At 69.5% G+C, this 13,803-nt stretch carries 16 protein-coding genes; 12 read left to right on the forward strand and 4 right to left on the reverse strand.

Features of this window, described 5'->3' with window-relative positions; all coding sequences use genetic code 11:
* Positions 1 to 23 precede the first annotated feature (23 nt).
* From surE to ACQYVW_RS13250, 4 genes are read left to right on the forward strand one after another with little or no spacing between them, the layout of a single operon-like run.
* Positions 24 to 806, forward strand: a complete 783-nt coding sequence (gene surE / locus ACQYVW_RS13235) for a 5'/3'-nucleotidase SurE (protein ID WP_434947321.1) — start codon at positions 24 to 26, stop codon at positions 804 to 806.
* Positions 806 to 1,489 carry a protein-L-isoaspartate(D-aspartate) O-methyltransferase gene (locus ACQYVW_RS13240; protein ID WP_434932898.1) on the forward strand — a complete coding sequence of 228 codons (684 nt, stop codon included), beginning with the start codon at positions 806 to 808 and terminating at the stop codon, positions 1,487 to 1,489. The genes surE and ACQYVW_RS13240 overlap by 1 nt, the downstream gene beginning before the upstream one ends.
* 3 nt (positions 1,490 to 1,492) lie before the next feature.
* Positions 1,493 to 2,146 carry an exopolysaccharide biosynthesis protein gene (locus ACQYVW_RS13245; protein WP_434947322.1) on the forward strand — a complete coding sequence of 218 codons (654 nt, stop codon included), beginning with the start codon at positions 1,493 to 1,495 and terminating at the stop codon, positions 2,144 to 2,146.
* 46 nt (positions 2,147 to 2,192) lie between these two features.
* Entirely contained in the window at positions 2,193 to 2,960 is a 768-nt protein-coding gene (locus ACQYVW_RS13250) for a peptidoglycan DD-metalloendopeptidase family protein (RefSeq protein WP_434947323.1), read from the forward strand.
* A 145-nt stretch (positions 2,961 to 3,105) separates the two neighbouring features.
* Here the strand turns inward: ACQYVW_RS13250 and ACQYVW_RS13255 are convergent, their stop codons facing one another.
* Together ACQYVW_RS13255 and yhbY are read right to left on the reverse strand one after the other, a co-directional pair.
* Positions 3,106 to 3,477 (reverse strand): Mth938-like domain-containing protein, encoded by a 372-nt coding sequence (locus ACQYVW_RS13255; protein ID WP_434932900.1) that lies wholly within the window; start codon positions 3,475 to 3,477, stop codon positions 3,106 to 3,108.
* A gap of 11 nt (positions 3,478 to 3,488) precedes the next feature.
* The gene (gene yhbY, locus ACQYVW_RS13260) at positions 3,489 to 3,794 is read right to left on the reverse strand and encodes a ribosome assembly RNA-binding protein YhbY (RefSeq protein WP_434947324.1); all 306 of its coding nucleotides are present in this window, start codon (positions 3,792 to 3,794) and stop codon (positions 3,489 to 3,491) included.
* A gap of 140 nt (positions 3,795 to 3,934) precedes the next feature.
* Here yhbY and rlmE point away from each other — a divergent pair, with 140 nt between their 5' ends.
* The 4 genes from rlmE (at position 3,935) to ACQYVW_RS13280 (ending at position 7,996) form a co-directional block, all read left to right on the forward strand.
* Entirely contained in the window at positions 3,935 to 4,582 is a 648-nt protein-coding gene (rlmE, locus tag ACQYVW_RS13265; RefSeq protein ID WP_434947325.1) for a 23S rRNA (uridine(2552)-2'-O)-methyltransferase RlmE, read from the forward strand.
* Between the two features lie 30 nt (positions 4,583 to 4,612).
* On the forward strand, positions 4,613 to 6,526 hold the full coding sequence (gene ftsH, locus ACQYVW_RS13270; protein ID WP_434947326.1) for an ATP-dependent zinc metalloprotease FtsH: 1,914 nt from the start codon (positions 4,613 to 4,615) through the stop codon (positions 6,524 to 6,526).
* A 249-nt stretch (positions 6,527 to 6,775) separates the two neighbouring features.
* On the forward strand, positions 6,776 to 7,675 hold the full coding sequence (gene folP / locus ACQYVW_RS13275) for a dihydropteroate synthase (RefSeq protein WP_434947327.1): 900 nt from the start codon (positions 6,776 to 6,778) through the stop codon (positions 7,673 to 7,675).
* Between the two features lie 54 nt (positions 7,676 to 7,729).
* Positions 7,730 to 7,996 (forward strand): DksA/TraR family C4-type zinc finger protein, encoded by a 267-nt coding sequence (locus tag ACQYVW_RS13280; RefSeq protein ID WP_434947328.1) that lies wholly within the window; start codon positions 7,730 to 7,732, stop codon positions 7,994 to 7,996.
* Between the two features lie 47 nt (positions 7,997 to 8,043).
* Here the strand turns inward: ACQYVW_RS13280 and ACQYVW_RS13285 are convergent, their stop codons facing one another.
* A complete protein-coding gene (locus ACQYVW_RS13285; protein WP_434947329.1) occupies positions 8,044 to 9,135 on the reverse strand; it encodes a tetratricopeptide repeat protein in 1,092 nt (363 codons plus the stop codon).
* 204 nt (positions 9,136 to 9,339) lie between these two features.
* Positions 9,340 to 9,813 (reverse strand): hypothetical protein, encoded by a 474-nt coding sequence (locus tag ACQYVW_RS13290; RefSeq protein ID WP_434947330.1) that lies wholly within the window; start codon positions 9,811 to 9,813, stop codon positions 9,340 to 9,342.
* Here ACQYVW_RS13290 and ACQYVW_RS13295 point away from each other — a divergent pair.
* From ACQYVW_RS13295 to ACQYVW_RS13310, 4 genes are all read left to right on the forward strand, one after another.
* Positions 9,781 to 10,251: a hypothetical protein gene (locus tag ACQYVW_RS13295; protein WP_434947331.1), complete on the forward strand. Its 471-nt coding sequence runs from the start codon at positions 9,781 to 9,783 to the stop codon at positions 10,249 to 10,251. The genes ACQYVW_RS13290 and ACQYVW_RS13295 overlap by 33 nt on opposite strands.
* A gap of 45 nt (positions 10,252 to 10,296) precedes the next feature.
* Positions 10,297 to 10,866: a hypothetical protein gene (locus ACQYVW_RS13300; RefSeq protein WP_434947332.1), complete on the forward strand. Its 570-nt coding sequence runs from the start codon at positions 10,297 to 10,299 to the stop codon at positions 10,864 to 10,866.
* A gap of 164 nt (positions 10,867 to 11,030) precedes the next feature.
* A complete protein-coding gene (locus tag ACQYVW_RS13305) occupies positions 11,031 to 11,675 on the forward strand; it encodes a fused MFS/spermidine synthase (protein ID WP_434932908.1) in 645 nt (214 codons plus the stop codon).
* Between the two features lie 64 nt (positions 11,676 to 11,739).
* A complete protein-coding gene (locus ACQYVW_RS13310) occupies positions 11,740 to 13,785 on the forward strand; it encodes an alpha/beta hydrolase family protein (protein WP_434947333.1) in 2,046 nt (681 codons plus the stop codon).
* Positions 13,786 to 13,803: the final 18 nt, after the last annotated feature.

Below are 13,803 nucleotides of genomic sequence, written 5' to 3' on the forward strand. Positions count from 1 at the left end.
GGCAGGGGTGGATCCGGAGTTTCATGCGTGTACTGGTCAGCAACGATGACGGCGTCGATGCCCCGGGCATCCGCATCCTCGCGCAGGGCCTGCGCGATGCCGGGCACGAGGTCCTGATCGTCGCGCCGGACCGCGACCGCTCCGGCGCGAGCAATTCGCTGACGCTGGACATGCCGCTGCGCGTGCAGCAGCTCGAGGATTCGGTCTGGCGCGTGTACGGAACGCCCACCGACTGCGTGCACGTGGCGATCACCGGGATGTTCGACGAAGAGCCGGATATCGTGGTCTCCGGCATCAACAACACCGCCAACCTCGGCGACGACGTGATCTATTCGGGCACCGTCGCCGCGGCGATGGAAGGCCGCTTCCTGGGGTTGCCGGCGATCGCGATGTCGCTGGCCACGGTCAACCACGAGGGCCGCCACTACGAAACCGCGGCGCGCGCGGCGGTGGAGATCGTCGAACGCCTCAAGGCCGATCCGCTGCCGGCCGACACCATCCTCAACGTCAACGTGCCCGACCGCGCCTGGAGCGAGGTCGCCGGTTTCGAAGTCACGCGCCTGGGCAACCGTCATCGCGCCGAGCCGTGCACGAAGCAGGAAGACCCGCGCGGCCGCACCTGGTGGTGGATCGGCGCGGCCGGTCCGGAGATGGACGCCGGGCCCGGCACGGACTTCCACGCGGTGCGCTTCGGCCACATCTCGATCACCCCGATCCACGTCGACCTCACCCGCTACCAGGCGCTGGAGCAGGTGGCCAGCTGGGTCGGCAGCCTGGCCGCCGGGCTGAAGGAACCCCGGCCGTGATGACGCCGCGGCTGCGCCTGCAACCCGAGGCGCTGGGCATGGGCATGACCTCGCAGCGCGTGCGCGACCGGCTCATCGAGCGCCTGCGCGGCAACGGCATCGCCGACGAGCGCGTACTCAACGCGATCCGGACCGTGCCGCGCCACCTGTTCGTCGACGAGGCGCTGGCCACGCGCGCCTACGAGGACACCGCACTGCCGATCGGCCACGGCCAGACCATTTCGCAGCCCTGGGTCGTGGCACGCATGACCGCGGCGCTGTTCGAGGACGGGCACCAGCCGCAGCGCGTGCTCGAAGTCGGCACCGGTTCGGGTTACCAGGCCGCGGTGCTCGCCGCGCTGGGACCGGAAGTGCACACGGTCGAGCGCATCGGCGACCTGCTGCGCGTGGCGCGCAAGCGCTTCCGCTCGCTGGGCCTGAACGTGCGCAGCAAGCACGACGATGGCCGCGCCGGCTGGGCCGAGAACGGTCCCTACGACGGCATCCTGGTCACCGCCGGCGCCGCGGCGCTGGTGGACGCGCTGACCGAGCAGCTCGCGCCGGGCGGCGTCCTGGTGGCTCCGGTCGGTGCGGCCAGCGCCCAGCAACTGCTGATGCTGCGCAAGCAGGCCGATGGTTCGCTGGCACGCCGCGAACTGGGGCCGGTGGTGTTCGTGCCCCTGCTCTCCGGCACCCTGGGCTGACCGGTGGCGGCGGAGAAGTACACGGCGCGCGACGCCGAGGGCGAAAGCCTCGGCGCACAGATCGAGGGCATGATCGCGCGCATGCCGCCCGACCACGTCAGCCTGGGCGAACTGCTCGACCTGTTCGGCGATGAAGGGCTGCTGCTGCTCACCGTCCTGCTGACCCTGGTGTTCCTGATCCCGGTATCGATACCGGGCGTGAGCACCGTCTTCGGCGCGGCGATCCTCCTGGTCGGGATCAGCCGGCTGCTGGGCCGCCAGCTCTGGGTGCCCGATCGCGTGCGGAACCGCCGGCTTCCCTCCGATCGTCTGCGTCCGGGCCTGGTCGGCGGGCTGCGCTGGGTCTCGCGGCTGGAGCGGCTCAGCCGGCCGCATCGGCTGCCGCTGCTGGTGGACGGGCGTGCGCAGGATCTGGTCAACAACCTCGCGTTCATCGCCGCGGCGCTGCTGCTGATGGCGCCGTTCGGCTTCGTGCCTTTCAGCAACACGATTCCCGCGCTGGCGCTGCTGGCCTACGCGATCGGATTCATCCAGCGCGATGGCGGCGCAGTGCTGCTCGGTCACCTGGCCAACATCGGCACCGTGGTCTATTTCAGCGTGCTGATCGGCGGTGGCGGACTGGTGGCGCAGGAACTGTTCAAGCGCCTTGCGGGATGATGGTCGCGCCGCCACCGTTCCGCCGGACCGAAGGACGACACGGAAGATGACGACACGATTGCGAACACCCGCCGCAGCCGCCGTGCTGGCGCTGCTGTGCCTGTCGCTCGCCTCCTGCAGCAGCACCGTGGTGCGTACGCCCGGCACCACGGGAGCGCCGAAGGTATCCACGCCCAAGCCGGGTGCCAGCGTCGTGGTCCGGCGCGGCGACAATCTGTACCGGCTGGCGGTGAACAACGGCATCAGTCCCATGGACCTGGCGCTGTGGAACGGGATCTCGCCGCCTTACACGATCTATCCCGGCCAGCGGCTGTGGCTGTATCCGCGTTCGGGCGGCCAGACCACGCGCACCGCCTCTGCTCCCGCGGCGGGCGTCCAGCGCCCCGCGGTACGTCCGACCCAGGCGCCGCCGCAGCAGACCGCGCCGCCACCGGTGCGCAGCGGCATCGCCTGGCGCTGGCCCACCGATGGGCAGATCCTCAACCGCTATGCCGCGGGCGACCCGACCCGCCAGGGCATCGACATCGTCGGCAAGGGCGGCCAGCCGGTGCGTGCAGCGGCCGACGGCGTGGTGGTGTACTCCGGCTCGGGGCTGGTGGGCTACGGCGAACTGGTGATCGTCAAGCACGACGAGCAGTGGCTGTCGGCCTATGGGCACAACCGCACGCGGCTGGTGAACGAGGGCGCCCGGGTCAAGGCCGGCGAGCAGATCGCGGAGATGGGCAATACCGGCACCGCGCGGGAAATGCTGCATTTCGAGATCCGCTACAACGGCAAGCCGGTCGATCCGCAGCAGTACCTGCCGCGGCGCTGAGCTGTCTTGTCGCTCCGGTCGGAGCGGATCCCCGGCCCGGCGCTGGAGCGCCGGTCGCTCGCCGGCGCGCGATCCGGTTCGCGATCTGTTCCGGTTTGCATGCCCCGACGGGCGGCCGGATGTCGGCCTGGGCCGGCGTCCAGGACTACCCCAGGATGAAACCGGCCACCACGCGCCGGCCTTCCCCGGCCAGCACGTTGTAGGTGCGTGCAGCTGCGGCATTGGTCATGGATTCCAGGCCGATGCCGCGCGAGAGGCAGGCAGCCAGCACCGCCGGCGGCGGGAAGGCCTGGTTCGCCCCGCAGCCCAGCACGACCAGCTCCGGCTCCAGCGCCAGCAGTGGTTCGAGATCGTCGACCTGGAGCGCTCCGACATCCGTCACCGGCCAGCCTTCGATCAGCCGGTCCGGCGCGACGATGAAACTGGCCTCGAGCCGGCGCTCGTTCACCAGCGCGCTGCGGCCGTCGGCCCCGCGCAGGAAGAACTCGTAATCGGGCTGTTCGTGGACCAGTTGCATGCGGGTGGCGGCTAGGCGCGCGGCAGCACGATCTGGCGCTTGTCCTTCGAGGGGCGGTACAGCACCGCGACATGGCCGATCCGCTGCACCAGGGCCGCGTCGGCGCGGCGGGCGATCTCTTCGATCATCTGGTCGCGCTCGTCGCGATCGGCGGCGGCGACCTTGATCTTGATGAGTTCGTGGTGTTCCAGCGCGCCGTCCACCTCGGCAATCAAGGCTTCGGTGACGCCCTTGCCCCCCACCTGCAGCATCGCCTTGAGGTCGTGCGCTGCCCCGCGCAGGAAGCGGTTCTGGGCGGCGGTCAGGGCGATGGACATCGGGACATTCGGCGGTGGACGGGGAGGGGCAGGGTATCATGACGCGGCAATTCCCTTCCCCGGGGCTTCGTTCGGTGCCGCCTGCGGCCGCTGCCCCCCGCTGTCCTTCCTCGGCCGCTGAGGAAGGTGATGACATTCCGATGGCCACCCGCAGCAAGAGCAGCCAGCGCTGGCTGAAGGAACATTTCTCCGACCCCTTCGTGAAGAAGGCCCAGGCCGAAGGTCTGCGCTCCCGCGCGGCCTACAAGCTGGAGGAACTGGTCGAGCGCGACCGCCTGCTCAAGCCCGGTATGGTGGTGGTCGACCTGGGGGCCGCACCCGGCGGCTGGTCGCAGTGGATCCGACAAGAGCTCGACCGCCTGGATCCGGCCCGGCCGGGGCGGGTCATCGCCCTGGACATCCTGGACATGCCGCCACTGGCGGGGGTCGAGTTCCTTCATGGCGATTTCAGGGAGGATGCGGTCTTATCCACCCTTGAGACGACGCTGGGCGGCCAGCCCGTGGACCTTGTGTTGTCGGACATGGCCCCCAACAAGAGCGGTGTGGATGCGGTCGACCAGCCGCGCGCGATGTACCTGTCCGAATTGGCGATGGATTTCGCCGACCGCCACCTCCAGACCGGCGGGACGTTCCTGATCAAGCTGTTCCAGGGCGCAGGGTTCGACGATTTCGTGCGCGACCTGCGCAAGCGCTATGCGAAGGTCGCGATCCGCAAGCCGGCCGCCTCGCGCAAGCGTTCGCCCGAAGTCTATGCGCTGGCGCAGGGCAAGCTGGCGGCAATCAAGTAGCATCACCCCATTGGAGTCCCGGAAAACCCGATGAACGACCTCGTCAAGAATCTCCTGCTGTGGGCGCTGGTCGCCGTGGTGCTGATGCTGGTGTTCAACAGCTTCAATCCGGGGCCGGGCGCCACCGGCGAGGTGCGCTACTCGCAGTTCATGGAGCAGGTGCGGCGCGATCAGATCAAGTCGGTCAAGATCGCCGAGGACGAGAAGACGGTCGATTTCGTCACCAAGGGTGGCGAGTCCGGCACCGTCATCGCGCCGCGTCGCGACGAAGGCATGATGAACGACCTGCTCAACCACAAGGTCGAGATCCAGGCTGCGCCGCCCTCCAGCGGGCCGTCCTTCATCTACATCCTGATCAACCTGCTGCCGGTGGCCCTGATCATCGGCTTCTGGTTCTTCATGATGCGGCAGATGCAGCAGGGCGGCGGCAAGGGCGCGATGTCGTTCGGCAAGTCGCGCGCCAAGCTGCTCAACGAGGACCAGACCAAGGTCACTTTCGCCGATGTCGCCGGCTGCGACGAGGCCAAGGAAGAGGTCTCCGAGCTGGTCGAGTTCCTGCGCGATCCCTCCAAGTTCCAGAAGCTCGGCGGCAAGATCCCGCGCGGCGTGCTGATGGTCGGCCCGCCCGGCACGGGCAAGACCCTGCTTGCCAAGGCGATCGCCGGCGAGGCCAAGGTGCCGTTCTTCTCGATCTCGGGTTCGGACTTCGTCGAGATGTTCGTGGGCGTCGGCGCCAGCCGCGTGCGAGACATGTTCGAGCAGGCCAAGAAGCACGCCCCCTGCATCATCTTCATCGACGAGATCGACGCGGTCGGCCGCCATCGCGGCGCCGGCCTGGGCGGCGGCCACGACGAGCGCGAGCAGACCCTCAACCAGCTGCTGGTCGAGATGGACGGCTTCGAGGGTGGCGAGGGCGTGATCGTGATCGCCGCGACCAACCGTCCCGACGTGCTCGACCCGGCGCTGCTGCGCCCGGGCCGCTTCGACCGCCAGGTAGTGGTGGGCCTGCCCGACGTGAAGGGCCGCGAGCAGATCCTGCGCGTGCACATGCGCAAGGTGCCGCTGGCCGAGAACGTCGAGCCGATGGTCATCGCCCGCGGGACGCCCGGCTTCTCCGGTGCGGACCTGGCCAACCTGGTCAACGAGGCGGCGCTGTTCGCCGCGCGCGAGAACGCGAAGGATGTCCGCATGGACCACTTCGACAAGGCGCGCGACAAGATTCTGATGGGCGCGGAGCGCCGTTCGATGGCGATGAGCGAGGACGAAAAGACGCTGACCGCCTACCACGAGGCCGGCCACGCCATCGTCGGCCGCCTGGTACCCGAGCACGACCCGGTCTACAAGGTCACCATCATCCCGCGCGGTCGCGCGTTGGGCGTGACGATGTACCTGCCCGAGGGCGACAAGTACTCCTACAACCGCACCGCGATCGAATCGCAGCTGTGCTCGCTGTACGGTGGCCGCGTGGCCGAAGAGCTGATCTTCGGGGCCGACAAGGTCACCACCGGCGCCTCCAACGACATCGAGCGTGCGACCAAGATGGCGCGCAACATGGTCACCAAGTGGGGCCTTTCGGAGGAACTCGGCCCGATCGCGTACAGCGAGGACGAGGACGAAGTGTTCCTGGGCCGCTCGGTGACCCAGCACAAGAGCGTCTCCGACGATACCGCGCGCAAGATCGACGAGGTCGTGCGCGGCATCCTCGACAAGGCCTACGCCCGCACCACCGGGATCCTGACCGAGAACCTCGACAAGCTGCACGCCATGGCGAAGCTGCTGCTCGAGTACGAGACCATCGACGTGCCGCAGATCGACGCCATCATGGAAGGGCGCGATCCGCCGCCCCCCATGGGTTGGCTGGAGTCCGGCAAGGGTGGCGGCACGGGCGGAGACGGCGACTCGCGTCCGCTGCCGCCGATCGGCGGGCCTGCCGAGCAGACCTGACACGCCAGGCGGCCCATCCGAAGGCCGCGGCGGGGCAAGACGCGAAGGCGCCGGGTTTCCGGCGCCTTCATGCCTTGTGCGGTCCGGATGTCGTCGCGGGACGAGTCCAGGCTCGAGCCGCAGCGTCGCGGGAGCCCGCCTTCAGCCAGGGGAGCGTGGCCTGCGGCCGCTGCGGATACGCCCAGGCTGGCTTTCCGGCAACGCCCCTTTACCCTGTCGTCATCGCCAGACTGTCCAGCGTGATCCGCCATGTTCGATACCGCTCCCCAGCTTGATTGTTCCGGTCGCGTGCTCCGCCTCGATCGCACGCGGGTGATGGGCATCGTCAACGTCACTCCCGATTCCTTCTCCGAAGGCGGCGCGCATTTCGACCTCGATGCGGCGGTGGCGCACGGGCTGCGCCTGGCGGAGGAGGGCGCGGACCTGCTCGACGTGGGCGGCGAGTCCACCCGCCCGGGTGCTGACGAAGTGCCTGTCGACGAGGAACTGCGCCGCGTGGTGGCGGTCGTGGAGCGGCTGGCGCGCGAGACATCGCTGCCGATCAGCGTGGATACGTCCAAGCCGGAAGTCATGCAGGCGGCGGTGTGGGCGGGCGCGGGCATGGTCAACGATGTGTATGCGCTGCGTCGCGAGGGCGCGCTGGAGATGGCGGCCTCGCTCGGCGTGCCGGTGGTCCTGATGCACATGCAGGGCGAGCCGCGTTCGATGCAGGCCGCCCCCGAATACGACGACGTGGTCGGGGAGGTGCATCGTTTCCTCGCCGAGCGCATCTTCGCCGCGGAGATGGCCGGCATCGAACGCAAACGCATCCTGGTCGACCCCGGCTTCGGCTTCGGCAAGACCACGCAGCACAATCTGCAGCTCTTGGCGCGGCTGGAGCGCTTCGTCGAACTTGGCGCGCCGCTGCTGGCGGGCCTGTCGCGGAAACGGTCGATCGGCGAGCTGACCGATCGACAATCGCCCCAGGAACGCGTTCCAGGCTCGGTGGCTGCGCACCTGATCGCGGCGCAGCGCGGCGCGCGGATCGTGCGGGTACACGACGTCGCCGCGACGGTCGATGCGCTGAAGGTGTGGCAGGCGGTGGCGGATGTGCCCGAGCCACGCAAGGCGGCCGGCGCCCCGGCCATCAGCTGGCCCGACGGGATCTGAACATGCGATGCGCTAGACAGGGCGCAATGCGGGACTGGTGAGACGGAGGACGCGATGGCTACGGGCTGGGCAGGCGACGGCGCGGTGCAGGATCAGATCGACGCCACGGTGAAGGATGCGATCAAGCGCGCGCGCAGCCAGCTGCCGCAGGGCCCGGCGCGGATGCGCTGCGAGGAATGCGATGCCCCGATCCCGGAGGCGCGGCGCAAGGCCATGCCCGGCGTGCGCCTGTGCATCACCTGCCAGGAGGCCGAGGAAAGCGAGGACCAAGCGCACAGCGGCTACAACCGGCGCGGCAGCAAGGACAGCCAGCTGCGTTGACCGGACGCAGACGCAGCGGGTCCGGATCGAACGGTGCAGCGACAGGTTTACAGACCCTTCCTGCGCAACAGGTCCAGTTTTGCCTGGTAGCGCCGGGCTGCGCTCTTGCTGGCCACTGCCTGCGCGTGACGCAGCGCTTCGCCGGCCTTGCGGTACTCGCCCAGGTGCAGGTAGGCACGGGCCAGACCGTGGTGGAACTCGTGTTCGCCGTCGAACAAAGCGATCGCACGACGATAGCGCCTGGCCGCCGCCACGTAGTCGCCTTGTTTTTCGTGCTCGGTCGCCAGCAGGAAGTGGTGGAAGGGATTGCGCCTCTGGATGCCGTCGATCCGCTTGCGGAGCTGCCGTTCCCTGGCAAGGTCGCCGCGTGCGGCGTACAGCGCGGCAAGATTCATGAGCGCGCCCTCGTGCGTATTGCTCAATTCCAGCGTCCTGAGGAAATGGCGTTCGGCATCGTCCCGCCGCCCCTCGCGGAGCGCCAGCACGCCAGCGTTGTTCCACGCGGCCGGATATTCCCCGTCGGCCTCGAACGCGGCGCTCATGTACTGGCCAGCCGCAGCGAGTTGGCCGTGCCCGAGCAGGCCAGCTGCGCGGTTGCTGTAGAAGATCGCCAGCAGGCGCCGGTCGGCGATGCGCCTGGGCGGGTCGCCGCTCAGGATGGAGTCGCTTGCGACATCGACCGTATAGCGGCTGCCGCCGGCGAGAATCCCGGCGTTGACGTGGTTGCTGAAGTACAGCGTGTCGCCTTCGCGATACCAGGCCAGCACGCGCGGAATCTCCTGGCCGTGCGCTTCGATCCCGATCTCGCGGGCGAGCGCGATGGTGAGCAGGGTGAAGGTCAGGCAGTTGGCCTTGCGGGTCTGGTAGGCCTCGGCGACGGTGTAATCCGCGTCGTGCTGGTAGGTCATGCCCAGACCGGAGGGATCGAACAGGAAGCGAGCGAGCGCGGTCAGGCGCTGCTGCTCCGAATATCCACCCTTCCTCACGACCTGCGTCTGCAGCGCCTCTAGCAGCGGCGGTGGAATGGCGAAGATCTCTTCGGCCGCTGGCGGTGGCGCGACCGGCTCGGTGCTGGTGGAAGACTGGGGAGCGATGGCTGGCGCGACGGCCAGCGCGATGACGAGCAGCGAAGCGAACATGGCCGGCCTCCAAGGTCCGGTGCCCGCCGACAGTCTACGCCTGCCGGCCACCGCGCGCTGCTGCACTGCGGCATGTCGCCGCGGTGGACGCTGGGCGTCGGCGCGAGGGTGCGGGTCGACTGTTGGCCGGATTTCGTGCCCGCCGGCGAGGGGCGATGGTGAGGTGGCCCGTCCGACGCGTCCGGCCTGCTGCTTTCGGCGCGATCAATCCAGCAACTGCAGTCCAAGGATCACGCCCACCACGGCGGCGAGCACGCTGTATTCGCCGCCCTCGTCGCGACGGCCGTAGCGGTCGCGGCTGTAGTAGCCATCCTCGTACCCACGCTCGAAGCCTTGGCGGAAATAGTGCGCGTACTGGTCCTGCGTCATGTAGCGGCCGCTGTAGCCATAGCTGGCATCGAGATAACCGGCGCTGCCGCTGGAGTCGTAGCGCCAGCCGTCCTCCCGGTCGGCCCGGCCTGCATGCAGGCCCTCGCTGTACCCGCGGCGCACGGCGTCTCGCATCAGGTCCGCGCCGTAGCGGTTGGTCTGGTACCAGCGGCCGCCATAGGAATAGCGGTAGCTGGCGGGCGTGGCGTAGTACGGGTCGTTCGCGTCGTCGTACGGTGCGGCGCGCCACTGGCGCTCCTGGTCGCGCAGGCGTGTGTGGTAGTCGCGCTGGTAGCGGTACTGGGCCATGCGTCGCTGCTGCTGGAGCAGGCGTGCGCGTTCGGCGTTGCGCTGCTCGTCAACGCGATGCTGGCGTTCGCGATCGCGCCGGAACTGCTCGGCGCGCTGGCGCTCGGCGTGGATCAGCGCGGCCTGACGGTTGCGCTCCACGCGTCGGCCGGTCACGCGTCCACGCTCGTCGTGTTGTGCCGCCTCCCGGTGGCCACGATGCGGCTGCGGAGGTGCCATCACGCGGCGCTCCGGTTCGATGCGTGGCCGCAGCTGCTCACGCTGCCGGCGCAGCAGCTCCTGGCGGGCCGCATTCCCGTCCCGTGTCGGGCGCGACAGCGCGCCGCCGTCTTCGCGGCGCGGAGGCTGTCCGGCTGCACCCGCCTGGACCGGTTGTGGGCCGCGCGGCATGGCCTGCATGCGCTGCGACGGTTCGCGTTGTGCCTGCTCGCGCTGTAGCGTCCGCTCGCGGCGACCGGACCCGTCGCGCTGGCTGGCCAGTTGGTGTCGAACATCCTCGCGCTGCCGCGGAGGCAGGTTTTGGCGAGGATCATCGCGCAAGGCCTGCCGGCGTGCATCCTGGCGCGCATCCACATTGCGCTGGCTGCGGCCAGCGTCCTGCGGGCGGGAAATGGCCTGCGGGAATTGGCCTTGCTGGGCTGCCTGCATGCGCTCCCGCTCCCCGCGTTCGCGCCGGGCAGTGGTGTCGGGGCCGCGTGGCTGCTGGTCGCGCTGCGTCCGGTGTTCCCGGCGCTCGCGTTCGCGCTCCTGCGCCTGCGCCGGGATGGCCGCGGCCAGGAACATGCAGAACGCCAGCGGGACCTTCAGCGTGCGGCAAAGCTTGTGCCGTTTCATGTCGTGCACCTGCCGACTCCGGGTCGGCGCTGGCATCAGTGTTGGCGTTCCGGCAATGAATGGCCTCTGAGGCTTCCGCGGCCGGATTCAGGCGGCAGCAGGCGAAACCGCTTCCAGTTGAACGGATCGGACACCTGGCCGGGGCAGTCGTCAACCCACCGCGCCGTGCTGCGTGGCGCGCGTGCTGGGGTAGGCTTTGCGCGCATTCGTTACCGGTAGAGAAATCCATGACAGCAGGCCCCAGGGGCTGGTGGCAGGCCTTGCTTTCGCGATGCCGCGGCGCAGCCCGGCGCGGGGAGGCGGAGAGTGCGCGGCTGCCGCGCGTCAAGCGCGGATGGCGCTACACCGAGCTGCAGTTCACCGGTGGGGTCTCGCAAAGCCGGATGCGGACGTTCCGCCCCGGGCATCTGCTGATCGACTACACCCGTACGATGATGGCCAGCCTGCTGTTCCAGCCGCAGCCCGCGCGCATCGGGATGATCGGGCTCGGCGGTGGGTCCCAGGCGAAGTTCTGCCACCGTCACCTGCCGGGCGCACGGCTGGAGGTGGCTGAGAACAATCCGCATGTACTCGCCCTGCGCCGCAGATTCCGGGTGCCGGACGACGATGCGCGGTTGCGGGTGCTGCTGGCCGATGGCGCCGGCTTCGTGCGCGAGCGGCCCGGCTGCTTCGACATCCTGCTGGTGGACGGCTACGACGCGTCCGGAATTCCCGAGGCGCTGTCGAGCCAGGCCTTCTACGACGACTGCCGCGCCGCGCTGGCGCCCGGCGGCGTGCTGGCGGGGAACCTCTACGCCACGGATTTCAAGGATCACGTGCGCAAGCTGCAGCGCAGCTTCGGGCGCGACCATGTCTGGGTGCTGGAAGAGGCGCGGCAGAGCAACCGGGTGGTGTTCGCCTGGACCGGTGAGCCGTTTCCCGGGGGGCGCATCGACCTGCCGGCCGTGCTGGCGCGCATCGAGCCGGCCGCCAGGCTGGAGCTGGGCGATGTGTTCACGCGCGTGGCACAGGCCTGGCGCGCCCGCTGACGGCCTTGCCATCGCCGGCCCACCGCGCGAAAGTCTCGGGCTCACGCCATGAGGGGATCTGCCGATGCGCCATCCGTTCCTGCGGGCCGCGGGCCTGTTGCTGCTGTTGTGCCTGGCCGCGTCGACGCTGGCCGCCAGCGGTGGCATGACCTTGCGTCAGGTCGCCGAGGTGCGCGGCGTGGGCCAGGCCACGATCAGCCCCGACGGCCGACACGTGGCCTATACGCTCTCGGTGCCCCGCGCCTTGGGCGTGGACGACGACGGCCCGGCCTGGGCTGAGCTGCACCTGGTTTCGCGCGAGGGCCACAGCCGCGGCTTCGTGACCGGCAAGGTCAACGTGGGGGCACACGAGTGGCTGCCCGACGGCCGTTCGCTGGCCTATCTGGCCAAGCGCCAGGGCGACGAGACGCGCACGCTCTACCGCATACCGGTGGACGGCGGAGAATCGGTGGCGATCGCGAAGTTGAAGTCCGACATCAGCGCCTTCAGCCTGTCGCCGGACGGGCGGCGGGTCGCGTTGCTCGCCTCGCGGCCGGAGAGCGACGCGCTCAAGGCGCTCCGCAAGAAGGGCTTCAGCCAGAAGGTCTACGAAGAGGACTGGCGGCCCGTGCAGCTGTGGATCGCCGAAGTGGGCGACGACCGGGCGTCGCCGCGGCTGGTCGAGCTGGACGGCAGCGTGCAGTCGGTGCAGTGGAGTCCGGCCGGCGACCGACTGGCGCTGACCGTGGCGCCGCGCCAGCTGACCGACGACACGCTGGTGTTCACCCGCGTGCGCATCGTTACCCCCGAGGGCAGGGTGCTGGGCACGGTGGACAATCCCGGCAAGGTGGGCGGGCTGTCGTGGAGTCCCGACGGCGCGCACCTGGCCTTCATTTCGGCCGAAGACAAGCACGATGCGCAGCAGGGCCGCCTGTTCGTGGTGGGCCGCAACGGCGGCGCCTGGCGCGATCTGCTCCCGGGCCTGCCGGGACACGTGGTGGACGTGGAATGGCGCGATGCGGCGCACCTGCAGTTCATCAGCTGGGAAGGCGTGCAGGCGCGGCTCGGCGAGGTGGGCGTCGAAGGCGGCGCGCAGCGCACGCTGCTGGCGGCGGAGGGGCCGGTGTGGTCGGGCTTCAGCCGTTCCGGGGCCGGCGACATCGCCCTGGTCGGCAGCACGCCGCAGCATCCGTCCGAAGCGTTCCTGCTGGCCGCCGGCGCCACCGCGCCCCAACGCCTCACCGACAGCAATCCTTGGCTGGGGAACGTGCGTCTGGCGCGCCAGGAAGTGATCCGCTACGCCGCGCGCGACGGTCTGGAGATCGAAGGGCTGCTGGTGCATCCGATCGAGCGTCGGGGCAACGCACGCGTGCCGCTGATCGTGGTGGTGCATGGCGGGCCGGAGTCGCATTACAACCATGGCTGGCTGACCTCCTACGCACAGCCCCTGCACCATGCCGCCGCGCAGGGCTATGCGGTGTTCCTGCCCAATTACCGCAGCAGCACCGGGCGCGGGGTGGAATTCTCGAAGAAGGGCTTCGGCCGGCCCGGCATGGAAGAGTTCGACGACGTGGTGGATGGCGTCGACCATCTGATCGCCAGCGGGCTGGTCGACAAGGACAAGGTCGGCATCACCGGGGGCTCCTACGGCGGCTACGCGAGCGCCTGGGGCGCGACGTACTACAGCGAGCGCTTCGCGGCCTCGGTCATGTTCGTCGGCATTTCCGACCAGGCCAGCCTGGTCACCACCGGCGACATCCCCTGGGAGCAGAACCTGGTGCACATGGGCACCTGGCCCTGGGAGGATCCGGAGCTGTTCCGCAAGACCAGCCCGATCACCTATGCGCAGCAGTCGAAGACGCCGACCCTGATCCTGCACGGCGAGGCCGACCCGCGCGTGCCGGTGATGCAGTCGTACATGTTCTACCGCTACCTCAAGCTTGCCGGCCAGGCACCGGTGCGGCTGGTGCTGTACCCGGGCGAAGGGCACGGCAACGCGCGCGCGGCCTCGCGCTACGACTACTCGCTGCGGCTGATGCAGTGGATGGACCACTATCTCAAGGGTCCGGGCGGCGAGCCGCCGGCCTACGAGGTCGACTACGCGCTGCCGGCGGCGGACGCCAAGCCGTGAGTCCGGGCCGGCCCGGTA

It is taken from the genome of Luteimonas campi (assembly GCF_051162505.1).
Classification (GTDB): Bacteria; Pseudomonadota; Gammaproteobacteria; order Xanthomonadales; family Xanthomonadaceae; genus Luteimonas.